Source organism: Cellulomonas algicola (assembly GCF_019024305.1).
Lineage (GTDB): Bacteria > Actinomycetota > Actinomycetes > Actinomycetales > Cellulomonadaceae > Cellulomonas > Cellulomonas algicola.
Map to the genome: position 1 here is coordinate 13,372 of NZ_JAHKSJ010000012.1, position 24,940 is coordinate 38,311.

General features: G+C 74.0%; 22 protein-coding genes and 1 other RNA gene. 15 read left to right on the forward strand and 8 right to left on the reverse strand.

The window, feature by feature from the left end:
• Positions 1-22: 22 nt before the first annotated feature.
• From KOV94_RS10420 to KOV94_RS10440, 5 genes are all read right to left on the reverse strand, one after another.
• Positions 23-859 (reverse strand): HpcH/HpaI aldolase/citrate lyase family protein, encoded by an 837-nt coding sequence (locus tag KOV94_RS10420; RefSeq protein ID WP_218051986.1) that lies wholly within the window; start codon positions 857-859, stop codon positions 23-25.
• Positions 856-1,329, reverse strand: a complete 474-nt coding sequence (locus tag KOV94_RS10425) for a MaoC family dehydratase (RefSeq protein WP_124343024.1) — start codon at positions 1,327-1,329, stop codon at positions 856-858. The genes KOV94_RS10420 and KOV94_RS10425 overlap by 4 nt, the downstream gene beginning before the upstream one ends.
• Positions 1,326-2,510, reverse strand: a complete 1,185-nt coding sequence (locus KOV94_RS10430; RefSeq protein WP_124343023.1) for an acyl-CoA dehydrogenase family protein — start codon at positions 2,508-2,510, stop codon at positions 1,326-1,328. The genes KOV94_RS10425 and KOV94_RS10430 overlap by 4 nt, the downstream gene beginning before the upstream one ends.
• On the reverse strand, positions 2,507-4,873 hold the full coding sequence (locus KOV94_RS10435) for an ATP-binding protein (RefSeq protein WP_218052009.1): 2,367 nt from the start codon (positions 4,871-4,873) through the stop codon (positions 2,507-2,509). Before KOV94_RS10435 ends, KOV94_RS10430 begins: the two co-directional genes overlap by 4 nt.
• Before the next feature lie 61 nt (positions 4,874-4,934).
• The gene (locus KOV94_RS10440) at positions 4,935-6,542 is read right to left on the reverse strand and encodes a carboxyl transferase domain-containing protein (protein ID WP_218051987.1); all 1,608 of its coding nucleotides are present in this window, start codon (positions 6,540-6,542) and stop codon (positions 4,935-4,937) included.
• Between the two features lie 79 nt (positions 6,543-6,621).
• On the opposite strand from KOV94_RS10440, the gene KOV94_RS10445 reads away from it, so the two are divergent.
• From KOV94_RS10445 to KOV94_RS10495, 11 genes are all read left to right on the forward strand, one after another.
• On the forward strand, positions 6,622-7,236 hold the full coding sequence (locus KOV94_RS10445; protein ID WP_218051988.1) for an SACE_7040 family transcriptional regulator: 615 nt from the start codon (positions 6,622-6,624) through the stop codon (positions 7,234-7,236).
• 126 nt (positions 7,237-7,362) lie between these two features.
• Positions 7,363-8,553: a pyruvate dehydrogenase (acetyl-transferring) E1 component subunit alpha gene (pdhA, locus tag KOV94_RS10450; RefSeq protein ID WP_218051989.1), complete on the forward strand. Its 1,191-nt coding sequence runs from the start codon at positions 7,363-7,365 to the stop codon at positions 8,551-8,553.
• Entirely contained in the window at positions 8,550-9,641 is a 1,092-nt protein-coding gene (locus tag KOV94_RS10455; RefSeq protein ID WP_162351460.1) for an alpha-ketoacid dehydrogenase subunit beta, read from the forward strand. Before pdhA ends, KOV94_RS10455 begins: the two co-directional genes overlap by 4 nt.
• Positions 9,638-11,263: a dihydrolipoamide acetyltransferase family protein gene (locus KOV94_RS10460; protein WP_218051990.1), complete on the forward strand. Its 1,626-nt coding sequence runs from the start codon at positions 9,638-9,640 to the stop codon at positions 11,261-11,263. The genes KOV94_RS10455 and KOV94_RS10460 overlap by 4 nt, the downstream gene beginning before the upstream one ends.
• Positions 11,264-11,302: 39 nt before the next feature.
• Positions 11,303-12,082: a CoA transferase subunit A gene (locus tag KOV94_RS10465; protein ID WP_218051991.1), complete on the forward strand. Its 780-nt coding sequence runs from the start codon at positions 11,303-11,305 to the stop codon at positions 12,080-12,082.
• Entirely contained in the window at positions 12,079-12,741 is a 663-nt protein-coding gene (locus tag KOV94_RS10470; RefSeq protein WP_218051992.1) for a CoA transferase subunit B, read from the forward strand. Before KOV94_RS10465 ends, KOV94_RS10470 begins: the two co-directional genes overlap by 4 nt.
• Positions 12,738-13,931 (forward strand): acetyl-CoA C-acetyltransferase, encoded by a 1,194-nt coding sequence (locus KOV94_RS10475; RefSeq protein ID WP_218051993.1) that lies wholly within the window; start codon positions 12,738-12,740, stop codon positions 13,929-13,931. The genes KOV94_RS10470 and KOV94_RS10475 overlap by 4 nt, the downstream gene beginning before the upstream one ends.
• Before the next feature lie 165 nt (positions 13,932-14,096).
• Positions 14,097-14,501 carry a hypothetical protein gene (locus KOV94_RS10480; RefSeq protein ID WP_218051994.1) on the forward strand — a complete coding sequence of 135 codons (405 nt, stop codon included), beginning with the start codon at positions 14,097-14,099 and terminating at the stop codon, positions 14,499-14,501.
• A gap of 134 nt (positions 14,502-14,635) precedes the next feature.
• On the forward strand, positions 14,636-15,604 hold the full coding sequence (locus KOV94_RS21250; protein WP_218051995.1) for an HNH endonuclease: 969 nt from the start codon (positions 14,636-14,638) through the stop codon (positions 15,602-15,604).
• A gap of 220 nt (positions 15,605-15,824) precedes the next feature.
• Positions 15,825-18,593 (forward strand): GDSL-type esterase/lipase family protein, encoded by a 2,769-nt coding sequence (locus KOV94_RS10490; protein WP_218051996.1) that lies wholly within the window; start codon positions 15,825-15,827, stop codon positions 18,591-18,593.
• Positions 18,594-19,004 carry a hypothetical protein gene (locus KOV94_RS10495; protein ID WP_218051997.1) on the forward strand — a complete coding sequence of 137 codons (411 nt, stop codon included), beginning with the start codon at positions 18,594-18,596 and terminating at the stop codon, positions 19,002-19,004.
• A gap of 7 nt (positions 19,005-19,011) precedes the next feature.
• Here the strand turns inward: KOV94_RS10495 and KOV94_RS10500 are convergent, their stop codons facing one another.
• A complete protein-coding gene (locus KOV94_RS10500; RefSeq protein ID WP_218051998.1) occupies positions 19,012-19,488 on the reverse strand; it encodes a CoA-binding protein in 477 nt (158 codons plus the stop codon).
• 113 nt (positions 19,489-19,601) lie between these two features.
• Positions 19,602-20,030, reverse strand: a complete 429-nt coding sequence (arr, locus tag KOV94_RS10505; RefSeq protein ID WP_218051999.1) for an NAD(+)--rifampin ADP-ribosyltransferase — start codon at positions 20,028-20,030, stop codon at positions 19,602-19,604.
• Between the two features lie 174 nt (positions 20,031-20,204).
• Here arr and KOV94_RS10510 point away from each other — a divergent pair, with 174 nt between their 5' ends.
• The 4 genes from KOV94_RS10510 (at position 20,205) to KOV94_RS10525 (ending at position 24,460) form a co-directional block, all read left to right on the forward strand.
• A complete protein-coding gene (locus KOV94_RS10510) occupies positions 20,205-20,822 on the forward strand; it encodes a TetR/AcrR family transcriptional regulator (protein ID WP_308160483.1) in 618 nt (205 codons plus the stop codon).
• A 34-nt stretch (positions 20,823-20,856) separates the two neighbouring features.
• Positions 20,857-22,575 carry a ubiquinone-dependent pyruvate dehydrogenase gene (poxB, locus tag KOV94_RS10515; protein ID WP_218052000.1) on the forward strand — a complete coding sequence of 573 codons (1,719 nt, stop codon included), beginning with the start codon at positions 20,857-20,859 and terminating at the stop codon, positions 22,573-22,575.
• Positions 22,576-22,686: 111 nt separating this feature from the next.
• Positions 22,687-23,694, forward strand: coding sequence for a type IV toxin-antitoxin system AbiEi family antitoxin (locus KOV94_RS10520; RefSeq protein ID WP_218052001.1), 1,008 nt, complete (start codon positions 22,687-22,689; stop codon positions 23,692-23,694).
• Entirely contained in the window at positions 23,663-24,460 is a 798-nt protein-coding gene (locus tag KOV94_RS10525; protein WP_218052002.1) for a nucleotidyl transferase AbiEii/AbiGii toxin family protein, read from the forward strand. The genes KOV94_RS10520 and KOV94_RS10525 overlap by 32 nt, the downstream gene beginning before the upstream one ends.
• 63 nt (positions 24,461-24,523) lie before the next feature.
• Here the strand turns inward: KOV94_RS10525 and ssrA are convergent.
• Positions 24,524-24,892, reverse strand: a transfer-messenger RNA (tmRNA) gene (gene ssrA, locus KOV94_RS10530).
• Positions 24,893-24,940 lie beyond the last annotated feature (48 nt).

Genomic DNA, 24,940 nt, shown 5'->3' on the forward strand with positions numbered 1-24,940 from the left:
CGCCTGGATCAGTGTCCGGACGCTACGGGCGCGCGCGGCGCAGGACGTCCTCGGCGTGACGGAGGACCGGGGCGTCGACCATGCGGCCCTCCCAGCGGAACGCTCCTCGCTCGCCCTGTGCAGCGGTGAGCACCGCACGCGCCCACGCGACCTGCGCCTCGGTCGGGCGGTAGGCGGCGCGGACGACGTCGACCTGCCGCGGGTGCAGGCAGGCCGTGCCGGTGAAGCCGCTCGCGGCGGCGTCGGCGGCCTCCGCGGCGAGGCCGTCGAGGTCGTCGAGGTCGACGTGCACCGCGTCGATCGCGGCCTTGCCGTGCGCGCCCGCGGCGAGCAGGACGGTCGAGCGGGCGTGCCGGGCGACGTCCCGGTACGTGCCGTCGGGTCGCCGGGTGGACGTGCCGCCGAGCGACGCGACAAGGTCCTCGGCGCCCCACATGAGCGCGACGACGTTCGCCTCGGCCGCGATGGCGTCGGCGTCGACGACGCCCTGGGCGGTCTCCACCAGCGCGACCACGTCGAAGGCGGCGACCTCGCGCACGTCGGCGCGGTCGGCCGTCTTCGCGAGCATGAGCGTCCGGTAGGGCGTGCCCGCGAGCGCGTGCAGGTCCTCGACGAGGTCGGGGGTGCCGGCCGCGTTGACGCGGACGATCGTGCGCTCGGGGTCGAGCGGCGTCGCGCGCAGCGCGTCACGGGCTCCGGGCTTGGCGTCGGGCAGGACGGCGTCCTCGAGGTCGAGGATGACGGCGTCGGCCCGCGCGGCGGCCTTGGCGTACCGGTCGGGCCGGTCCGCGGGGCAGAACAGGATCGCCGGGCCGAGCGCGAAGCTTCTGGTCCCCCCGCGCCCCGGGTCGAGGTTCACGGCGCCGCCTCCTTCGTCCAGAACAGGACGGTCCGGGTGGCCTCGGCGACGACGGCGCCGTCCTGGTTGCGGCCGGTGTGCGCGAGGGTGACGACGCCCTGGCCAGGCCGTGAGGTCGAGGGCCGCTTCGCGACGACGACGGTCTCGGAGTACAGCGTGTCGCCGTGGAAGAGAGGGTGCGGGAACCGGACCTCGGTGAACCCGAGGTTCGCGACGATCGTGCCCTGCGTGAGCTGCGTGACGGACGCCCCGACGAGCACCGCGAGCGTCATCATCGAGTTGACGAGCCGCTGCCCGAACGGCTGGTCCGCGGACCACGCGGCGTCGAGGTGCAGCGCCTGCGTGTTCATCGTCAGCGTGCTGAACAGCACGTTGTCCGCCTCGGTCAGGGTGCGTCCGGGGCGGTGCAGGTAGCGGGTGCCCGGTTCGAGCTCGTCGTAGTACAGCCCCCGCTGCACGACGTCGGTCACCGCGTGCTCACCCCCGAGCCGGCGAACCCGAGCTCGCGCGCGATGACCATGAGCTGCACCTCCGTCGTGCCCTCGCCGATCTCCAGGATCTTCGAGTCGCGGTAGTGCCGCGCGACCGGGTTCTCGTTGAGGACGCCGTACCCGCCGAAGATCTGCGTCGCGTCGCGCGCGTTGTCCATCGCCGCCTCGCTGCCGAGCAGCTTCGCGAGACTCGCCTCGAGCTTGAACGGCTGGCCCGCGACGAGCAGCCGCGCGGCCTCGTACCAGGCGAGCCGTGCGGCGTGCACGCGTGCCTCCATGCGGGCGAGCTTGAACGCGATGTGCTGGTTCTCGCCGATGGGGTGGCCGAACACGTTCCGGCTGCGGGCGTACCGCATCGCCTCCTCCAGGCAGCCCTGCGCGGCGCCCGTGCAGAGCGCCGCGATCGCGACGCGACCCTCGTCGAGCGCCTGGATGAACTGCGCGAACCCGCGCCCGCGCGTCCCGAGCAGGTTCTCCTCGGGGACGCGCAGGTCCTCGAACCGCAGCGGGTGGGTGTCCGACGTGTGCCAGCCGACCTTGTCGTAGGCGGGCAGGACCGTCAGCCCCGGCGTGCCGGCGGGGACGAGGATCGCCGACAGCTCCTTCGCGGTCGTGCCGTCGTCACGCGTGCGCTCGCCCGTCACCGCCGTGATCGTCAGGAGCCGCGTGATCTCGGAGCCGGAGTTGGTGATGAACTGCTTGCTGCCGTCGATGACCCACTCGCCGCCCTCCAGACGAGCCGTCGTGCGCGTGCCCGCCGCGTCCGACCCGGCGTCGGCCTCCGTCAGCCCGAACGCCGCGAGCCCGCGGCCCGACGTGAGCGTCGGCAGCCACTCCTCCTTCTGCGCGTCCGTCCCGAACCGGTAGACGGGCATGGCCCCGAGCCCGACGCCCGCCTCGAGCGTCACGCCGATCGACTGGTCGACGCGCCCGAGCTCCTCGACCGCGAGGCACAGGTCGAACATGTCGCGGCCCTGGCCGCCGTGCTCCTTCGGGAAGGGCAGGCCGAACAGCCCCATCTCCCCCATCTGCGCGAGGATCTCGTACGGCAGCTCGCGCTTCGTGTCGTACTCGTACGCGGCCGGCGCGACGACGTGGTCGGCGAAGTCGCGCACCTCGTCGCGAAGCTTGCGCTGCTCGGGGGTGAGGTCGTGGCTCATGGTGCGGTCCCTTCGTGGGGGGTGACGGTCGCGACCACGTGGTCGAGCTGCACCCGGTCGGCCGGTCGAACCGTGAGGGTGACGACGCCGTCGCGGGGGGCGGCGAGGCGGTGCTCCATCTTCATCGCCTCGATCGTGAGCAGGGGCTGACCGGCGACGACCTCGTCGCCGGTCGCGACGTCGACGGCGACGACGACGCCGGGCATGGGCGCGCGGACCTCGGGGGCGCTCGGGCCGTCGCCGCCCGGGCCTGCCGTGCGCGCGTCGGCGAGCTGCTCGGCCCGGCTGCGGACGCGGACGTCGTGCGTCGCACCGTCGACGGCGACCCAGGTGACGTCCCCGGCGACGGCGACGCGGACCGGGTGCACGACGCCGGCGATCTCGACGTCGGCCGCGTCGGGGCCGGTCCGGACGCACCGCACGCGCTGCCGCGGCGGGCCGCCGTCGGCCGAGCCGGTACCTGCGCCCGCGCCTGCGCCAGCACTCGAGCCCAGGCCCGCATCTGCGCCCGTCCCCGCGCCAGCGCCTGCGCCGGTGCCGGCGTCCGTCGCGTCGCCGCGGACCACGCCCGCGGCCATGGCCGCACCCGGGCGGAGGTCGACGGTGACGTCGGCGACGAAGGAGACACGTGCGGGCGAGGGAGACGCCTCGGTGTCGCCGTCACCGGGCGATGTCGCCGGTGCCACCGTCACGGCGAGGACGCCGGTGTCGGTCGCCACGCCGTAGGTCCGCGCGCCCGCGCCCGCGAGCCGCCAGCCGTCCGACCGCCAGGGTCCGGCCGCGCGCGCCGCTCCCCCGCGAGCGGCTCGGGCCTCGTCCGCGTCGGCGGGCGGGCGCGGGTCCGCCGCCTGACGTCCGACCGCGTGCCGCCACAGGACAGCGGCGACGCAGGCCGTCAGGTCGGGCCGGACGTCGCCCGCGGGCCGCTCAGGTTCGTCGTCGTCGACCGGTCCGGGCAGGAGGCGTCCGAGGAGGCCGGTGTCGAGCCGACCGGCGCGCACGTCGGGGTCGGCGAGCACGCGGCGCAAGAACCCGACGTTGGTGCGGACGCCCAGCACGACGGTCCCGGCGAGGGCCGCGTCGAGCCGGCGCAGCGCCTCGGCCCGGTCCGCGCCGTGCGCGACGACCTTGGCGAGCATCGGGTCGTACGTCGTGCCGATCTCCAGCCCGGGCCGCAGCGCGCTGTCGACGCGCACGCCGTCGCCGGACGGCTCGTCGAGGACCAGGACCGTGCCGGTGGTCGGCAGGAAGTCGCGCGACGGGTCCTCGGCATAGACGCGCGCCTCGACCGCGTGCCCGGACAGGTGGACGTCGTCCTGCGCGAACGTCAGCAGCCCGCCCGCGGCGACGCGCAGCTGCTGCTCCACGAGGTCGAGCCCGGTGACGAGCTCGGTGACGGGGTGCTCGACCTGGAGCCGCGTGTTCATCTCCATGAAGAAGAACTCCGTGGGCGCCTCGTCCGAGACGAGGAACTCGACGGTCCCGGCCCCCACGTAGTCGACGCTGCGGGCGACGTCGCACGCGGCGGCACCGATCCGGGCGCGCGTGGCCTGGTCGAGCAGCGGCGACGGTGCCTCCTCGACGACCTTCTGGTGCCGCCGCTGCAGCGAGCACTCGCGCTCACCGAGGTGGACGACGTGCCCGTGGGAGTCGGCGAGCACCTGCACCTCGATGTGCCGCGGCGCCGTCACGAGGCGCTCGATCAGCAGCGTGTCGTCGCCGAACGCCGCGGCGGCGACACGGCGGGCCGCGACGAGCGCGTCGACGAGGTCCTCGGCCCGCTCGACGACCGTCATGCCCTTCCCGCCACCCCCGGCGGACGGCTTGACGAGCACCGGGTACCCGACGCGGTCGGCGGCCGCGCGCGCGTCGTCGTCCGTCGACCCGGCGAGCGAGGCGCCCGGGATCACCGGCACCCCGGCCGCGGCGACGTGGTCCTTGGCGCGGATCTTGTCGCCCATGACGTCGAGCGCACGGACGCCCGGCCCGACGAAGACGATCCCGGCGTCCGTGCAGGCCCGCGCGAGCTCGGCGTTCTCGGACAGGAACCCGTACCCGGGGTGCACGGCGTCGGCACCGGCGACGCGCGCTGCCCGCACGACGGCGTCGACGTCGAGGTAGCTGGCACGCGGCTCCGCGGGTCCGAGCCGGACGGCGGTGTCCGCGAGCGCGACGTGCCGCGCGTCGCGGTCGGCGTCGGAGTACACGGCGACCGACCGGATGCCGAGGCGTCGCAGCGTCGCGATCACGCGGCAGGCGATCTCCCCACGGTTGGCGACGAGGACGGACCCGAACAGCGGCGCCGCGGACGGTCCCGCGTCGGCAGCCGCCGGTGACGCGTGGTGGGACGTCGTCCTGGACAGGTCCGTCGCCGTCGACGCGGTCGCGGTCGTGGCGCCCGAGGGTTCGGTCGTGGTCACGGCGTCACATCCGGAACAGCGCGGGGCGGGGCGCGTCGAGCGGGACGGTCGCGCACACGTCGAGCGCCATGCCGAGCACGCGGCGGGTGTCGAGCGGGTCGATCACGCCGTCGTCCCAGAGCCGCGCGGTCGACCAGTACGGGCTGCCCTGCGTCTCGTACTGCGTCCGGAGCGTGGCGCGGAAGGCGTCCTCGTCGGCGGCGTCCCACGTGCCGCCGCGAGCCTCGACCTGGTCGCGCCGGACGGTCGCGAGCACCGACGCGGCCTGCGCGCCGCCCATGACGGAGATGCGCGCGCCGGGCCACATCCACAGGAAACGCGGCGAGTACGCGCGCCCGCACATCGAGTAGTTCCCGGCTCCGAACGACCCGCCGATCACGACGGTCAGCTTGGGGACGCGCGTCGTGGCGACGGCGGTCACCATCTTCGCGCCGTGCTTGGCGATCCCCCCGGCCTCGTAGTCGCGCCCGACCATGAACCCGGAGATGTTCTGCAGGAACACGAGCGGGACGCCGCGCTGGTCGCACAGCTCGACGAAGTGCGCGCCCTTGAGCGCGGACTCGCTGAACAGCACGCCGTTGTTCGCGACGATCCCGACGGGGTGCCCGTGCAGCCGTGCGAACCCGGTCACGAGCGTCTGGCCGTACTCGCGCTTGAACTCGTGCAGCGCGGAGCCGTCGACGAGCCGGGCGATCACCTCGCGCACGTCGTAGGGAGTCTGCAGGTCGGTCGGGACGACGCCGTACAGGTCGTCGGGCGCGACCGCCGGCGGGTGCGCCTCGATCACGTCCCACGCGGTCGTCGTCGGTCGCGGCAGGGTCGCGACGATGTCGCGCACGATGGTGAGCGCGTGCGCGTCGTCCTCGGCGAGGTGATCGGTCACGCCGGACGTGCGGGCGTGCAGCTCGCCGCCGCCGAGCTCCTCGGCGGTCACCACCTCGCCCGTCGCGGCCCGGACGAGCGGCGGCCCGCCGAGGAAGATCGTCCCCTGACCCCGCACGATGACGGTCTCGTCGGACATCGCCGGCACGTACGCGCCGCCCGCGGTGCACGAGCCCATCACGCACGCGACCTGCGGGATCCCCTCGGCGGACATGCGCGCCTGGTGGAAGAAGATCCGGCCGAAGTGGTCGCGGTCGGGGAACACCTCGTCCTGCATGGGCAGGAACGCGCCGCCGGAGTCGACGAGGTAGACGCACGGCAGCCGGTTCTCGCGCGCGATCTCCTGCGCCCGCAGGTGCTTCTTCACCGTGAGCGGGTAGTACGTGCCGCCCTTCACGGTCGCGTCGTTGGCGACGACCATGACGTGCCGCCCGGCGACGAGCCCGATCCCCGCGACGACCCCGGCGGCGGGCGCGTCGTCGCCGTACACGCCGTGCGCGGCGAGCGGCGCGACCTCGAGGAACGGGCTGCCCTCGTCGAGCAGCACGTCGATGCGCTCGCGCGTGAGCAGCTTGCCGCGGGCGACGTGCCGCTCGCGCGACGCGGGCGGACCGCCGAGCGCCGCGGTGGCGAGCCGGTCGCGCAGGTCGGCGACGAGCGCACGCTGCGCGGCGGCGTTGGCCGCGTGGTCGGGGGCGCTCGGGTCGGCCGCCGCCCGGAGGGTCTCCATCGACGCTCCTTGAGTTAACGATCGCTAACTGAAATGACGCTACTGTTCGACCAGCGACTTGTCCACGACAGGAGGGCGGATGTCCGGGCACGCCGTCGACGACGACGCCCCCACCACCGCGCGGGGGCGGGCCAAGGCCGAGCGGCGGGACGCGATCCTCGCCGCCGCCGCGCGCCTGTTCGCGCGGCACGGGTTCGACGGGGTGTCCCTCGACGACCTCGGCGCGGCCGTCGGCGTCCGCGGCCCTGCCGTCTACCGGCACTTCCCCAGCAAGCAGGCCGTGCTGCTCGCGCTGCTCGCCGGCACCAGCGAGCGCCTGCTCGACGGCGGCCGCGACGTCGTCGACCGCACCCCCGACCCCGTCGACGCGCTGCGCGCGCTCGTCCGCTTCCACGCCGACTTCGCGCTCACCGAACCCGACGTCATCCGCGTGCAGGACCGCGATCTCGCGGCCCTCGCCGCGCCCGACCAGGAGGCCGTCCGGGTGGTGCAGCGCCGCTACGTCGAGGCGTGGGTCGACGTGCTCGCGCGCCTCTCCCCGACCGCGGACCGGCCCGAGCTGCGGCTGCGTGCCCAGGCGACGTTCGGCCTGCTCAACTCGACGCCGCACAGCGCGCGCGGCCTGTCGCCGGCCCGCACCCGGACCCTCCTCGAGGGCATGGCGCTCGCCGCGCTCGGCCACCCGTCCGGCTGACCGGCGGCGCGCGCACCGACCGCGGGTGATAGGCGAAAGGTCCCTTGCGGATCTAGCCTGGCGGGACATCAGGCAATGGGGCCACCGCTTCACAAGAGCACGGCTCCGCCGACGACGGAGCGGAACATGTTGCGTTCAGATGTGTCAGCCGGGCATGCCCGGGAGGGTGCGGAGCAGCGGACGACGGGGTCCTCGAGCGGCCCCGCACGACCACGAGCAGGCGACGGCAGCGACGCCGACGACGGTCTCGTCCGGCTCGTGACGACCACGGGCGACCGGGTCGAGGACCCGGTCCACGACCCCTGGGTCGCCGACGTCGACGACGACGCGCTCGTCGCGCTGTACGAGGACATGGTCGTCGTGCGGCGGTTCGACGTGGAGGCGACGGCCCTCCAGCGGCAGGGGCAGCTCGGGCTGTGGCCGCCGCTCATCGGCCAGGAGGCCGCGCAGGTCGGCTCGGCCCGCGCGATGCGCCCCGACGACTTCGTCTTCAGCTCCTACCGCGAGAACGGCGTCGCGTACTGCCGCGGCGCGGACCCGACCGACCTGGTGCGCGTCTGGCGCGGCACCACGCTGTCCGGCTGGGACCCCTGGGCGCTGCACATGGCGACGCCGCAGATCGTCGTCGCGTCGCAGGCCGTGCACGCCACGGGCTACGCGCTCGGCTGCCGGATGGACGGCTCGGACGCGGCGGCGGTCACGTACTTCGGCGACGGCGCGACCAGCAAGGGCGACGTGCACGAGGCGATGGTGTTCGCCGCGAGCGGCGCCGCCCCGGTGGTGTTCTTCTGCCAGAACAACCAGTTCGCGATCTCCGAGCCGGTCGGTCTGGTGGCCACCCGCCCGCTCGCCGACCGCGCCCCCGGGTACGGGATCCCGAGCGTGCGCGTCGACGGCAACGACGTGCTCGCGGTCCTCGCCGTCACGCGCGCCGCGCTCGACCGCGCCCGCCGCGGCGACGGCCCGACGTTCGTCGAGGCGGTCACCTACCGTCAGGGCCCGCACACCACGTCGGACGACCCGACGCGCTACGTCGACACCGCCGTGCACGCGAGGTGGGCCGAGCGCGACCCGATCCTGCGCGTCGAGCGCCTCCTGCACCAGCGCGGCGCCCTGTCCGAGGAGCGCACGCACGACGTCAAGGAGAAGGCCGAGGAGTTCGCGCACCGCATGCGCGAGGGCTGCCTGGGCCTCGAGGCACCACCGCCGCTCAGCCTGTTCGACCACGTCCTGGTCGAGCCCACGGCGACGCTGCGGCGCCAGCGCGAGGAGCACGCCGCCTATCTCGCGATGTTCGACGACGAGGCGGTCCGATGAGCACCATGACGCTGGCCGGGGCGCTGAACGCCGGGCTGCGCCGGGCGCTCGCCGACGACGACCGCGTCGTCGTGCTGGGCGAGGACGTCGGGCGCCTCGGCGGCGTCTTCCGCGTGACCGACGGGCTGCAGCGCGACTTCGGCGCCGACCGCGTGCGCGACACCCCGCTCGCCGAGTCCGGGATCCTGGGCGTGGCCGTCGGGCTCGCGTACCGCGGCTACCGGCCCGTCGTCGAGATCCAGTTCGACGGGTTCATGTACCCGGCGTTCGACCAGATCGTCACGCAGGTCGCGCGCCTGCACTACCGGACCGGCGGCGCCGTGCGCATGCCGATCACCGTGCGCATCCCGTTCGGCGGCGGCATCGGTGCGGTCGAGCACCACTCCGAGTCGCCCGAGGCGTACTTCGCGCACACGCCGGGCCTGCGCGTCGTCTCCCCCGGCGGACCGCAGGACGCGTACGCGATGGTGCGCCAGGCGGTCGCGTGCGACGACCCGGTCGTGCTGCTCGAACCCAAGCGGCGATACTGGGTCAAGGGCGACGTCGACGAGTCGCTCGACGACGCGCTGCCGCTCGACCGGGCACGGGTCGTGCTGCCCGGCGACGACGTCACGGTCGCCGCGTACGGCCCGCTCGTGCTGACGGCGCGCGACGCGGCGCTCGCGGCCCGCGACGAGGGCGTCTCCGTCGAGGTCGTCGACCTGCGGTCGCTCTCGCCGCTCGACCTCGACACGCTCGAGGCGTCCGTCCGACGCACCCGGCGGCTCGTCGTCGCGCACGAGGCGCAGCGCAGCGGCGGGCTCGGCGCGGAGATCGCCGCGTCCGTGACCGAGCGCTGCTGGGACGTGCTCACCGCCCCCGTCGCGCGCGTCACCGGGTTCGACGTCCCCTACCCGCCCGCGAAGGTCGAGGAGCACTTCCTGCCCGACCTCGACCGGATCCTCGACGCGGTCGACCGCGTGCTCGGACGGCCGCACTCGCTCAGCGGGTTCGTCCCGTCGGTGCGGGCGGACGACGAGCCACCCGAGAGCGCCGTCGCCGACGCCGAGCACGCCCGCGGTGCCGCACCCGTCGGGAGCGCGTCATGAGCGCCGACCGGACGGTCCGCACCGTCACGCTGCCCGACCTCGGCGAGGGCCTGACGGAGTCCGACCTCGTCGAGTGGCTCGTCGCCGTCGGCGACACCGTCACGCTCAACCAGGTCGTCGCCGAGGTCGAGACCGCGAAGGCGCTCGTGCAGCTGCCCTCACCGTGGGCGGGTGTGGTCGAGGCGCTGCTCGTCGAACCCGGCACCACGGTCGCCGTCGGCGGCCCGCTCCTGACGATCGCCGTACCCGACACCGCCGCGACCGGCGACCGGTCGCCGTCGGCCACCCCGGCCGACGCGGCCCCCGACGTGGCCCCCGCGCCCGAGGCGCACGTGCCCGAGACGGCGGCCGACGTCGTCCCCGCCGGGTCGACCGCCCCGCTCGCGCCGGCGACGGCTGCGCGCATCGGGGCGCCCGCGACGGAGTCGGCGGAGGTTGCCGAGCCCGCCGCGCAGGCCGTCCCCGAGCGGACGTCGGTGCTCGTCGGGTACGGCCCGCTCGTCGAGGCGTCGGCCCGGCCGCACCGCCGACCGCGCTCCGCGGCCTGGCTCGCGGCGCACGCGTCGACGAACGGCCACGGCAACGACCGGACGCACGCGCACCCGGCGGACGCCGTCGTCGCCGGCGAGCCCGGCGGCACCGTCGCCGCTCCCCCGCGCCCGACCCCGCCCGTCCGCAAGCTCGCGCACGACCTCGGCGTCCACCTCGAGCGGGTCCAGGGCACAGGCCCGTCGGGGCAGATCACGCGCGACGACGTCCTGCGCGCGCTCGTCCCGACCGGCACGACGCCCCCGCGGGGGACTCCGTCGGTCTCGGTCGCGCCCCCGACGGCCGCGAGGACGTCGTCGCCGGAGCGGGTGCCCGACCGGTCGTCGTCCGCCGCCGTCGCCTCCCCCGCACGCGCGGCGACGACCCCGTCGCACGACGACGTCCGGGTCCCGGTCACGGGCGTCCGCAAGCAGACGGCGGCCGCGATGGTCGCGAGCGCGTTCACCGCCCCGCACGCGTCCGTGTTCCTCACCGTCGACGTGACGCCGACGACCGCGCTGCTCGCGGACCTGCGCGCGGACCGGGCGATGGACGGCCACCGCGTCACGCTCCTCGCGCTCGTCGCCAAGGCCGTGACGCTCGCCGTCCGCGACCACCCGGACCTCAACGCGCGCTGGGACGAGCCCGCAGGCGAGATCGTCCGGCACGCGCACGTCGGCCTCGGCATCGCGGCCGCGACGCCGCGCGGGCTGCTCGTCCCGGTCGTCCACGCGGCCGACACGCTGCGCCTGCCGGACCTCGCCGACGCGCTGCGCGCCCTGACCGAGTCGGCGCGCGCGGGCACGACCACGCCCGCCGACCTGTCCGGCGGCACGCTCACGATCACGAACGTGGGCGTCTTCGGCGTCGACGGCGGCACGCCGATCCTCGTGCCTGGCCAGTCGGCGATCGTCGCGGTGGGGGCGGTCCGCCGGCAGCCGTGGGAGCACGAGGGCGCGGTCGCGCTGCGCGACGTGCTCACGCTCACGGTCTCGTTCGACCACCGCGTGGTCGACGGCGAGCAGGCGTCGCGCTTCCTGGCCGACGTCGGCCGCGTGCTCGCCCGGCCCGCGTCGGTGCTCGCGATGGTCTGACGGCACCGGGAGCAGGGACCTCTGGAGGGAAGGGGCACGATGGACAAGGTCGTCCGCTCGGCCGCCGACGCGGTGGCCGACATCCCCGACGGCGCGACGCTCGCCGTCGGCGGGTTCGGTCTGTGCGGCATCCCGAGCGTGCTGATCCGCGCGCTGCTCGACGCCGGCACGCAGGACCTCGAGGTCGTGAGCAACAATTGCGGCGTCGACGACTGGGGCCTCGGGCTGCTGCTCCAGGAGCGGCGGCTGCGGCGGGTCGTCGCGTCGTACGTCGGCGAGAACAAGGAGTTCGCACGCCAGTACCTCGCGGGCGAGCTCGAGGTCGAGCTGACCCCGCAGGGCACGCTCGCCGAGCGGCTGCGCGCGGGCGGCAGCGGCATCGCCGCGTTCTACACGCGCACCGGTGTCGGCACGCAGGTCGCCGAGGGCGGTCTGCCCTGGCGGTACGACGCCGAAGGCGGCGTGGCGGTCGCGTCACCGCCCAAGCCCGTCGAGCGGTTCTCGATGCGCGGCGAGGAGCACGAGTACGTGCGCGAGGAGGCGATCACCGCGGACTTCGCGCTGGTCCGCGCGGCGGTAGGCGACCACGCGGGCAACCTCGTCTTCCACCGGTCGGCCCGGAACTTCAACCCGCTCTGCGCGGCCGCCGGTCGCGTCGCGATCGCCGAGGTCGAGCACCTGGTGCCCGTCGGTGAGCTCGACCCCGACGCGATCCATCTGCCCGGCGTCTTCGTCGACCGCGTCGTCCCGCTCACGCAGGCCGAGGCCGCGGACAAGCGCATCGAGCGGCGGACGCTGCGGGCCGGAGGTGCGTCGTGACCCTCACACGTGAGCAGATGGCGGCACGCGCCGCCCGCGAGCTGCCCGACGGCGCCTACGTGAACCTCGGCATCGGCCTGCCGACGCTCGTCCCGAACCACCTGCCGCCGGGCGTCGAGGTCGTGCTGCAGTCCGAGAACGGCGTGCTCGGCGTCGGCCCCTACCCGACCGACGACGAGGTCGACCCCGACCTCATCAACGCCGGCAAGGAGACCATCACGCTCTCGCCGGGGGCGTCGTTCTTCGACTCGGCGACGTCGTTCGGCATGATCCGCGGCGGCAAGGTCGACGTCGCGGTCCTGGGCGCGATGCAGGTCTCCGCGGGCGGTGACATCGCCAACTGGATGATCCCCGGGAAGATGGTCAAGGGCATGGGCGGCGCGATGGACCTCGTGCACGGCGCCCGCCGGATCGTCGTCCTCATGGAGCACGTCGCGCGCGACGGCTCCGCGAAGATCCTGCCGTCGTGCACGCTGCCCCTGACGGGCGTGGGCGTCGTCGACCGGATCATCACCGACCTCGCCGTCCTCGACGTGACCCCGGACGGCCTGCTGCTGCGCGAGTGCGCGCCCGGCGTCAGCGTGTCCGACGTCGTGGCCGCGACCTCCGCGGTCCCCCTGCTGACCAGCGACGACGTGCGGGAGATGGTGCTGACATGACCGGTCGCGACGCGGTGCTCGTCTCGTTCGCCCGCACGCCCATGACGCGCCTGGGCGGAGCCCAGTCCACCCTGACCGCGGCCGAGCTCGGCGCGGCCGCCATCCGCGGCGCCGTCGAGCGCGCGCGCATCCGCCCGACCGCCGTGGACGCCGTCCTCATGGGCCAGGTCGTCCTCGCGGGCTCGGGCCAGAACCCCGCGCGCCAGGCGGCGCACCTCGCCGGCCTGCCCTGGACGGTCCCGGCGACCACCGTGAACAAGGTGTGCCTCTCGGGCCTCACCGCGATCATCGACGCGGCCCGCCTGATCCGCTGCGACGAGGCCGACGTCGTCGTCGCGGGCGGCCAGGAGTCGATGAGCCTCGCGCCGCACCTGCTGCCCGGCTCCCGCCGCGGCTGGACGTACGGCGACATCACCGCCGTCGACTCCCTCGCGCGGGACGGCCTGACCGACGCCTTCGACGGCGAGTCCATGGGCGCGTCGACCGAGCGTGGCAACGCGGCGCTCGGCATCACGCGGTTCGCCCAGGACGAGGTCGCGCTCGCGAGCCACCTTCGCGCCGCCGCCGCGGTGACGTCGGGCGTCTTCGCGGAGGAGATCGTGCCCGTCCCCGTCCCGCAGCGCCGCGGCGACCCCGTCACCGTCGACGCCGACGAGGGCATCCGCCCCACGACGACGATCGAGTCCCTCGGTGCCCTGCGCCCCGCGTTCGCGCCCGACGGCACGATCACCGCCGGCAACGCGTCACCACTGACGGACGGCGCCGCCGCCGTCGTCGTGGCCGCGCGCGACGTCGCCGAGTCCCGCGGCTGGCCGGTCCTGTGCACCGTCGGCGCGTGGGGCCAGGTCGCCGGCCCCGACACGTCGCTGCACTCCCAGCCCGCACGGGCGATCGAGGCCGCCGTGAAGCGCGCCGGGTGGGACGTCGGCCACCTCGACCTCGTCGAGATCAACGAGGCCTTCGGCTCGGTCGTCGCGCAGTCCCTGGCCGACCTCGACTACCCGCTCGAACGCACCAACCTGCACGGCGGCGCGATCGCGCTGGGCCACCCCATCGGCGCGTCCGGAGCCCGCCTCGCCGGCCACGCCGCCCTCGAGCTCGCCCGCCGCGGTTCCGGACGCGCGGCCGTCGCGCTGTGCGGCGGCGGGGGCCAGGGCGAGGCGCTCCTGCTGCTCCGCGACCGCACCTGACCGCGGCCGCCCCGCCGGGGCGAAGCGCCGAGCGGGCTCCGGCTGGACGGCGGCACCCCCCAGCGGCCGTCCAGCCGGTCGCCGCGCGGTCGGCCTCGCCCCGGTTGCGACCCGACCCGGACGGCAGTCCAATGCCAGGACCGGTCTCCTCGAGGAGGTACCACCATGGACACCACCGGCTGGATCATCGTCGCGATCGTCGCCGTCCTGCTCCTGGTCGTGGTCGCCGTCGTCCTGAGCCGGCGCCGCGGCGCCCGCAAGGTCGAGGCCGACCGCGCCCGCGCCCAGAAGATCCGCGAGGAGGCGGCCGCCCACCAGGTCGAGGTCCAGCGCCGCGAGGCCGAGGCCGCGCGCATCGACGCCCAGGCACGCCTCGCCCAGGCCGAGGCCGACGCGCGCGCCGCCGACGCCGCCGCGATGCAGAACGAGGCCCGCGCCCGCGCGAGCGAGGCCACCGACGCCCGCGCCGAGCTCGACGAGCGCCTCGGCCAGGCCGACCGCATCGACCCGGACGTCCGCACCGACAACGGCACCCGCACCGACCCGAACCGCCCGGAGCCTCGCGTCTGACGCCGCGGAGCCCGCCAGCGGCGCCTACGGCACGCCGCAACCGGTGGAGCAGCGGGCATGGCTCTTGATCGGAGCGCCCGGGTCTGCTGAGCTCGGACCGTGCGCGGGAGCCGGCTCGGGACATGGAGGTCGCCGTGACCTCGCCCGAACGCGCCGCCTGGAGCTGCTTCACGAACGCCGCCGAGGAGCTGCTCGGCATGCCGTACGCGGACGAGCTGGGCCGCAGCTACGCCTACGACTCGAACGTCGTGAACCACAAGCAGGTCCGCGTCGGCGACATCCTGGTGGTCCGCGACCGTCAGCTGGTCCTGGGTTTCGGGACGGTCGACGACATCGAGACACGCGCGGCCGAGAAGCCGATGCTCCGGTGCCCGCGGTGCGGTCGCTCCGGCCTGGCTCAGCGCGCGAAAGCGCTCCCGCGCTTCCGCTGCAACGACTGCGGACACACGTTCGACGAACCGGTCGTGGTCCCGAAACACGTGACCGCGTACGTCGCTCATTACGGGGCATGGTGGATGCCGTTCGAGTCACCGGCACCGCTGCGTTCGCTCGACGGGCTCTACACCGGCAAGGATCAGCAGAACGCCATCCGGCGACTCGACCCGTCCTCCACCCTGGCGTTCCTCGAGTACCAGTCGTCCGGCGAGGGAGCTGTGCACGCGCAGATCCTCCGCGGCCCCCTCGCGATCCAGGGCGGTCTCGTCGAGGCCGTCGTCCGGCGCCGGATCGGCCAGCAGCAGTTCCGTCGACACCTGCTGGACCGCTACGGCTCGGTCTGCGCTGTCACCGGCACGCAGCCGGAACCGGTGCTCGACGCGGCGCACCTTTACACGTTCGCCGAGCGCCCCGAGCACGACGACGACGGCGGGTTGCTGCTGCGCGCGGACGTCCATCGCCTCTTCGACCGCCTGCTCCTGACGTTTGACCCTGCGACCTGGAGATCGCGCGTCGCACCCGCCCTCCTCGACAGGCACGAGCGGCTCCGGTCGCTCGACGACGTGGCGATCTCCGTCCCCGACGGCCTTCTGCCGTCCGAGGACCTCGTGGCGCGGCACCACGACTCTGCCCGAGCCCGTTGGCGCGAGCTGGCCCCCACGTCCTAGCGATCGGCCGCCCGGCCGGGAGGCCGGCATCGGAAGGCCCCGCGACGAGGGTCGGGCCTGGGGCCGCCCCGACACCCGCGCCGGGAAGGTCGGCACCAGGGTGCGGGGCCGCGCGGGTGATGTCCCCCGGCGGACGGGTGACGATCGCCCGTCTCGTCCGAAACCGGACAGATCGGGCGTTAGCGTCGCGGCTGCTCCACTCCCCTGCGAAAGGCCCCCGATGCGTCCGCGACGCCTGCTCCTCCACCGCGCCACGGCTGCGGTGACCCTCGCCGCCGTCGCGGCCTCGCTCCTGGTCGCGGTGGGGCTCGCACCCGCGCAGGCGGCGCCGACGGGCGACGCGATCAAGGTCGTGCAGATCGGCGACTCGTACTCGGCAGGCAACGGTGCGGGCGCGTACTACGGGCCGGCGGACTGCTACCGGTCGCACGACAGCTGGGCCGCGGAGTACAGCGAGTGGCTGGCGGACCAGGGCAACCACGTCACGTTCGTGACGCGTGCATGCTCGGGCGCGGTGTCCCAGAACGTGCTGAGCGACCGCAAGATGGACTCGCACCTGGCCTACGTGCCGGGCGGGACGATCGGGCGGACCCAGGAGGAGGGCCTCGCGGCGGCCAAGGCCGCGAAGGTCTGCTCGACGAAGTACGTCGACGAGGAGTACTTCGAGTACTCGGTCGCGATCTGGGACACGGTGCGCGGCACGTTCGCGGTGGACTGCCAGCGGTACCTGCGCGCCCAGATCGAGGCGGTCGGCCGGGACACCGACGTCGTGGTCTTCACGATGGGCGGCAACGACCTGGGCTTCGCGGACATCGTGAAGCAGTGCTTCGCGGTCGGCTTCCGCGACCCGGGCGACTGCCGGGAGAAGGTCACGGACGCGCGCGCCGGGATCGGCCAGCTCGAGGACGACCTGACGGACCTCCTGGGCCGCCTGCGCGACCGGATGCGTCCGGACGCGAAGGTCGTCCTGCTCTCCTACCCGTACCTGTCGAACACGGACTCGTTCGTGCTGCGCAGCCTGCGCGACCGGCTGCCGTTCGTGTCCGGCGACACCTACGACATCGGGCACGAGGTGCGCGCGCTGGGCGACGAGGGTGACGCGGCGCAGCGGGCCGCCGTCGCGCGGGCCAACACGGCCGCGGGGAGGCCGTTCGTGTCCTACGTCGACACGGTCAAGGAGCACTTCGCGGGGCACGAGCCCGACCCGTCGGCGACGAACCGCAACGACGACCGGTGGATCCACGAGTTCGACTCGGTGACGATGGCCGAGTGGTACCACCCCACGACGAAGGGCCACTACGAGGAGTCGACGCTGCTGCGGTCGTCGAGCGTCCCGGGGCGCGTCCCGTCGGCGTCGGCGGGGAGCATCGACCTCGTGTTCGCGATCGACACGACCGGGTCGATGGACTGGGTCCTGCAGTCGGTGAAGGACACCGCGACGCGCATGGTCGACCACCTCGCGGCGAGCTCCGGCTCGTACCGGTTCGCACTCGTCACCTTCCGGGACGACCCCGTCTACACCGGCTGGGACGGTGACTACGCCGCGCGCGTCGACCTGCCGTTCACGTCCGACCCCGACGCGATCCGCACCGCGCTCGCGGGCATGGTGGCGGACGGCGGCGGGGACTGGCCCGAGACCGCGCTGTCCGGCATGCAGGCCGCGATCGACCTGCCGTGGCGGCCGGGCGTCAAGAAGGTCCTGATCCCGATCAGCGACGCGCCCGGGCACGACCCTGAGCCGATGAGCGGCCTCACGTCCGCGACGGTGATCGCGAACGCGCTCGCGGTCGACCCGGTCGAGGTCTACCCGATCGACGTGGGCACGGGTGCGTTCGCGCCGAGCGTCGAGGCCGTCGCCGCCGGGACGGGCGGGTCGACCACGACGTCGCTCGACGTCGCCGAGACCCTCCTGGACACCATCTCGACCGCGATGGACAAGCCGTACGCATGGGTCCAGGGACCGTACGTGGCGCGCGTCGGCGACACGCTGCGCCTGGACGCACGCGGTTCGTACGCGACGACCGGCGACCTGGTCTCGTTCGAGTGGGACCTCGACGGCGACGGCTCGTACGACGTGACGACGTCGACCCCGACGCTCGAGCACACGTTCGGCGCGCTCGTCGACGCGTACCTCGCGGTCCGGGTCACCGACTCCGCGGGCCGCGCGAGCATCGCGACGACACCGCTCGCGATCACGGACGACGGCGACGAGACGCCTGCGGACGTCGACGTCTGCCCGACGGTGGCCGACCCGGGTCAGGAGGACCACGACGGCGACGGCGTCGGCGACGCGTGCGACCCCTCGCCGTTCGTCCTGGAGACGGACCCGGAGGTCGTGGTGTTCGAGGCCGACGACCCGGGAGCGGTGGCGTCGTCGACGGTCTCCGGCGTGGTGTTCGAGGACGCCGACGGCGACGGCCTCCGGGAGGCGGGCGACGCTCCTGCGGCGGGCGTGACGGTGACCCTCACGGGGACCGACGCCGGCGGGGCACCCGTCACGGCGGGTGCGGTCAGCACCGCCGACGGCTCGTGGTCGGTCACCGGCCTGCTGCCCGGCACGTACGTGCTGCGCGCGGCGGGGGCCGTCTCGGCCCGGTCCGGTGCGCCCGTCGCGGCGTCGGGTGCCGGCACCGCAGGCGGGACGGTCGTCGGGACGTCGCTCGAGTCGGTCGTCCTGTCCGGCGTGGGTGCCGGCGTCGAGGCCGTCGGCTTCGGGGTGCGGCCCGTGTCCGGGCCGGTGTCGCCGACCGCTCCTCCGACGGGCGCGCCGACGCCGGGCGGCCCCGTCGCCCCGCCGGCCCTGTCCGCGAGCCCCGAGCCGGACTCGGAGGTGCTGGCCGCTGGGCCGTCCGGGTCGTCTCCGCTCGCCACGACGGGCTCCGACGCCGGCGAGGTCCTCCGCTGGGCCATGCTGGCGGTGGCCGTCGGCGCCCTGACCGTCCTCGGGGCGGCCGCGGCGGCCCGACGGACACGTCGTCAGGAGGACTGAGTGCACGCCACGTGGCGCCGCGTGACCGCGACGGTCGTCGCCGTCCTCGCGCTCGCAGCGCTCGTGGCGTGCTCGTCGGGCGACGGGACGCTCGCGCGGCTGCAGTCGGAACCGGTGTGGACGCTCGCGGTGCCCGGCACGACCGTGCAGGACGTCGTGACGCGCGACGGCGGCTCGTCGCTCGGCCAGCGCGTCGTCGCGAAGGCGGCGAAGACGCTCGTGCCCGAGGACGGCACCACGGCGACCGACGTCGTCGCCGCGCTGACGGCGAGCGCCGAGGACTCCGGCTGGTCGGACCCGAGCGCGACGGACGGCTCGGTGACCTGGACCAAGGTCGTCGACGGCGTGACCTGGTCGCTGTACGTCGGCGAGCAGGACGACGGGGTCCGACTGTCCCTCGACGCCAGCTGACCTGCGCTCAGACCTCGCGCGGGACCCGTCGCGTGAGCGTCATGAGGCGGCACATCACGCGGTGACCGCGGTCCGCGGCCCGCCCGTACATGAGCGGGCAACCGCCGTCGATGACGGTGAGCCCGTGCTCGCGACCGAGCCGCGTGGCGTCGTCGTCGACGCTGCCGCGGTCCACCGAGCGGTGCATCCACACCTGCCCGACGCCGAGGTCGATCGCCTCCTGCACGGTCGCCCGGGCGTGCTCGGGCCGGGTCGCGACGACGACCGCGTCGACGCCGCCCGGGATCGCGCCCAGGGTGTCGTACGCGGGGTCGCCCTCGACGCTGGTCGCGTTCGGGTTGACCGCGAACACCTCGTACCCGACCTCCCGCAGGCGTCGGTACACGACGTTCGCGCCGTGGCTCTCCGGTGTCCTGGAGACGCCCGTGACGGCGATGCGCCGGGAGTCCAGGAACGTGTCGGCTGCTTCCTTGATGCTGGTCATGGTCGCTCCACCCCGAGTCGTCGTCTCGACGCTAGTGACGCAGGGGGTGCCGCGGTCCGGGACCATCGGCCCGACCTGCGGCCGCCCGGGGCGATGTCACGCGGCGTGCGGCGTCAGTCCTCGATCGCCTCGACGCCCTGCCGGTCGAGCTCGTCGAGGTGCGCGCGCATGGTCGCCAGCTGCTCGGGCGGGTGCCCGACCCAGTCGACGATCTCCCCGACGACACGCACAGGCTCGCGCGTGCGGTACGACCGCGTGGGATTCCCCGGGAAGCGCTGGTCGGTGACGTTCGGGTCGTCCTCCAGGGCGCCGGTCGGCTCGACCACGTAGATCCGCCCGCGTCCCTCGCCCGCGGCGAGCTCGGCACCCCAGGTCGCGGCGTCGAGCGTCTGCGTGACGTAGACGAACCCGGCGGCGCGGCCCACGCCGTAGTTCGACCGTCGACCGGTCTCGACCAACGACCCCACGTCCAGGTCGGCCTTGGTGCCGTGCAGGTAGGCGCCCGACTCGTGGACCTCGAACGGGACCGGTGCGTCGGGCATCGAAGTCTCCTCGTCGTCGTCGCTCTCGAGTGCACCTTGGCACGTCCGGCGCGGGTGCGCGTGCCTGCCGCGTGCCTGCGCCGACGTGGCGCTCCGGGGGCACCGTCGTCGGGGTGTCGTGACGTCGACCACGTCGGCGCGCCGTACGCACGACACCGGCTTATAGTGGACAACGTGTCCAGTAATTCGACGGCACCGCGCGCCGGACGCCCCCGCTCCGAGCGGACCCGGCACGCGATCCTCGACGCCGCGACCGACCTCGCGCTCGAGGGCGGCCGGGTCCCGACGATCGACGCGGTCGCGTCGCGCGCCGGCGTCTCCCGGACGACGATCTACAAGTGGTGGCCGTCACCGGCCGCGGTGCTCGCCGAAGGGCTGCTCGACCGGTTCCACGAGAGCATCGAGTTCGACGACGCGCTCCCCGTCCGCGAGGCGCTGACGCTCCAGGTCGACGCCCTCGTCACGCTGCTGCGCGACACCCCCGCCGGGCAGCTCGTCCGCCAGCTCCTCGCGGCGGCCGCGAGCGACCGGGCCGTCGGCGTCGCGATGCTCGAGCGCTGGCTCGAACCACGCCGCGCGACCGCGGCGCACCACCTGGAGCGCGGCGTCCAGCAGGGCGGCGTCCGCGCCGACGTCGACACCACGCTCGTCGTCGACGTGCTGTTCGCCCCCGTCTACCACCGGCTCGTCTGGGGCCACGCCCCGCTCGACGACGACCTCGCCCGCCAGGTCTGCGACCTCGTCTGGCCGGCCGTCGCCGCGCCGACCACCGCACCCACCGCCGCGTCCTGACCTCCGCGACGACACCACCACCGAGAGAAGGACCATGACCACCGTCGCCAAGAACATCGTCGACACCCTCGTCGCCACGGGCGTGAAGCGCGTGTACGGCATCCCCGGGGACTCGCTCAACGGCTTCACGGACGCGCTGCGCGGCTCCGGCATCGACTGGGTGCACGTGCGCCACGAGGAAGCCGCCGCGTTCGCCGCCGGGGCCGAGGCCGCCCTCACGGGCGAGCTCGCCGTCGCGGTCGGCAGCGCCGGCCCGGGCAACCTGCACCTCATCAACGGCCTCTACGACGCGCAGCGCTCGCGCGTCCCCGTCCTGGCGATCGCCGCGCACATCCCCACCGAGGAGATCGGCAGCGGCTACTTCCAGGAGACGCACCCGCAGGAGCTGTTCCGCGAGGCGTCGGTCTACTCCGAGTACGTCTCGTCGCCCACCCAGATGCCGCGCATCCTGCGCACCGCGATCCAGACCGCGCTCGAGAAGCGCGGCGTGGCCGTCGTCGTGATCCCCGGCGACATCGCCCTGTCCGAGGCGCTCGACACCACCGCGACCCCGGTCCGCGCGACGCGCCCGCGCGTGCTGCCGTCGTCGTCCGAGCTCGACGAGGCGGCCGCGCTCCTGAACGACGCCAAGCGCGTGACGATCCTCGCGGGAGCCGGCGCCGAGCACGCCCACGACCAGGTCGTCGCACTGGCGGGCACGCTCGCCGCGCCCGTCGTGCACACCCTGCGCTCCAAGCAGTTCGTCGAGCACGACAACCCCTACGACGTCGGCATGACCGGCCTGCTGGGCTTCGCCTCCGGGTACAAGGCGATGGAGGCCGCCGACACGCTGATCATGCTCGGCACCGACTTCCCCTACCGGGCGTTCATCCCCGAGAAGGCGAAGGTCCTCCAGATCGACCTGCGCGGCGAGCACCTCGGCCGCCGCACGCCGCTCGCCCTGGGCCTCGTCGGGGACGTCGCCGAGACCGTCGACGCGCTCCTCCCCCTGCTCCCGCAGCAGGCCGACCGCGAGCACCTCGACGAGGCCCTCGCGCACTACGCCAAGACGCGCACCAAGCTCGACGACCTCGCCACCCCGCGCAAGGGCACGCAGCCGCTGCACCCGCAGTACGTCGCCCGCGTGATCGACGAGCTCGCCGCCGACGACGCCGTCTTCATCCCCGACGTCGGCTCCCCCGTCATCTGGGCCGCCCGCTACCTGCGCATGAACGGCCGCCGCTCGCTCATCGGGTCCTTCATCCACGGATCGATGGCCAACGCGCTCCCCCAGGCCGTCGGTGCCGCCGCCGCGACCGGCCGTCAGGTCGTCGCGCTCTCCGGTGACGGCGGCGTCGCGATGCTCCTCGGCGAGCTCCTGACGCTGACCCAGAACCGTCTGCCCGTGAAGGTCGTCGTGTTCAACAACGCGTCCCTCAACTTCGTCGAGCTCGAGATGAAGGCCGCCGGCTTCGTCACCAACGCCACCGACCTCGAGAACCCGAGCTTCGCCGCGATCGCCGAGGCCGCCGGGCTCAAGGCGTTCCGCGTCGACGCGTCCGCCGACCTGCGCGGGGCGCTGAAGGAGGCGTTCGCCTACGACGGGCCCGCGCTGATCGACGTCGTCACCGAGCGGCAGGAGCTCACCATCCCGCCGTCGGTCAAGCTCGACCAGGCCAAGGGCTTCGCGCTCTACGCGCTCCGCACCCTGCTCTCAGGCCGCGGCGACGAGCTCCTCGACCTCACCCGCGCCAACCTCCGCCAGGTCTTCTGACGCGCGGGGCTCGTCCCGGACGATCGGCAGCGGCCTCGGTCGCACCTTGCACGGGCGTTCGAAGTCGTTCAAACTTGACGCATGTTCACCGGAAATGAACACGATCACAGAGTGAACAGCCTGCTGGACGCGGCGATCGACGTCCTCGCGCGGTGGGAGATCCGCGCGCTGCGCGAGGGCGACGTCCCCGCCCGGTTCGACGCGGTCCTCACGCTCGACGCCGGCACACGCGGCTCCGCGCGCTTCCCGACCCTCGTCAAGCTCGGCCAGGTCGACCGTCAGCGCGCCACCGCCCTGCCGCTCCCCGGGGGTTTACCCGTCCTGGTCGTCGCCCCCTACGTGCCTACAGCCGCCGCCGAGGTGCTGCGCAAGCGCGGTGTGGCGTTCGTCGACGCGGCGGGGAACGTGAGCCTCGCGTGGGACGGGATGTCGCTCGACGTGCTCGGGCAACGGCCCGCGACGCCCGCTCCGCCGCGCAAGGACCCCACGGCATCCAGGGCGTTCACCCGCTCAGGAGCACAGGTGGTCTTCGCCCTCCTGGCGTGGAAGGACCTCGTCGGTCGGCCCGTGCGTGAGATCGCGGCCGCCAGCGGGGCGTCGATCGGCACCGTGCACTCGGTGATCGGCGCACTGTCCGACGCCGGGTACGTCGTCGGTTCCGGACAGGACACCGCCCTGAACCGCGCCGGTGAGCTCCTCGACCGTTGGGCCGAGTCCTACACCGTGAACCTGGCACGCAAGTTGGAGCTCGGCTCGTTCGCCCTGCCGGACACCGGCCGGGCCGACGCGCTCGAGCACGCCCTCCTCGGCCACGGCGCACAGCTCGGCGGCGAGTTGGCGGCCTCCCGCATCGACGACCACCTGCGACCGGCGACTGCCACCTTCTACGTCGACGCCGTACCTGCTTCACTCGTCGCCGCCTTCCGGCTGCGGCCCGACGACGACGGACCGGTTCGCCTCCGGCGACGCTTCTGGCGCGTGCCGGACGACTCCGCGGGCATGGTCTCGTCACCGCTCGTCTACGCCGACCTGGTGTCGTCGGGCGATCCGCGGCAGCGCGAGCACGCAGAGAGGATCAGGGCTGTCGATGATCGACTTGTCGAGCTCGACCGAACCTAGCCTCGGGATCGCCGCGCTGGTGCTGGCCGAGATCCAGCCGCTCGCTGACCGCCACAGCGTCCCGCTGATGGTCGTCGGCGCCACCGCACGCGACATCCTGGCCGCGGCGACGGTCGGCACGCAGCCCGCACGTGCGACCCGTGACGTCGACGTCGCGGTCGCCGTCGCGTCCTGGGCCGCATTCCGGACGATGGCCTCGCATCTGACCCCCGACGGTCGCGCACGGCACAGGTTCCGCGTGTCCGGTGTCCCGCTCGACGTCGTCCCCTTCGGCGGGGTCGAGACGCGCGGGCGCGTGCTCGACTGGGGTGACGGGACGCGCATGAGCGCGCTCGGGCTCCGTGAGGCGCACGCCAAGGCTGAGACCGTGCTGCTCCCCGGTGGGCTCGAGGTGCTGGTCCCCACCGTCGCCGGGCTGACCGTCCTGAAGCTGTGCGCGTGGTCCGAACGACGGCTGGAGACCCGACGCGACGCCGTCGATCTGCAGACGATCCTCGACTGGCAGACGAGCGGCCCAATCCTCGACGCCTCGTACGACGACGTGGCGGTCCTGGAGTCGTACGACTTCGACCCCGAGCTCGCGTCGATCCACCGGCTCGGGCGCGGCATGGCCGAGCTCCTCGACCAGGAGGCCGGATCGATCGCCGCGCTCCTGGATGACGAGGCGGTCGCCAGGCTCGTCGCCGACATGCCGTCGACCGTTGCGAACCAGCGGCACAGAGTCCTTGCCCTCCGCCGCGGGCTGTCCGACGGTACGCCCGCCTGACACGGGGTCGTCCGGCCGCACGACGAAGGCCCGCCCTGCAGAGCAGGGCGGGCCTTCGTCGGTACGTGGAGGTGGCGGGAATCGAACCCGCGTCCGATGACGTGGAACCAGGGATTCTCCGGGTGCAGTCCGTGATGGATTTTCTCGGCCTCCACCACTCCCACGGACGAGAAGGTGGACAGGCCCAGTCAGCTAGAAGTCCCGATCCTCACACTGACGATGAGGACCAGCAGTGGCTCTCTAGATGACGCCGGGAACTAAGTCGAGAGCGTACTTAGGCCGACGGACTTCGAGGCTCGCTCAGGCGGCGAGGGCGAAGTCGGTGCGCTTGTTATCGGCACCTATGATTTGCACGGAGCGTTGACGAGATAACCGTGCGTCCTCGACCCGCTTCTCCTGGCTCGACGATCACCGTCGAAACCGATCACCCCCATGTTCAGTTTTCAAGCTGCCGACCCGAGGCGCACCTGCGGAGCGGCA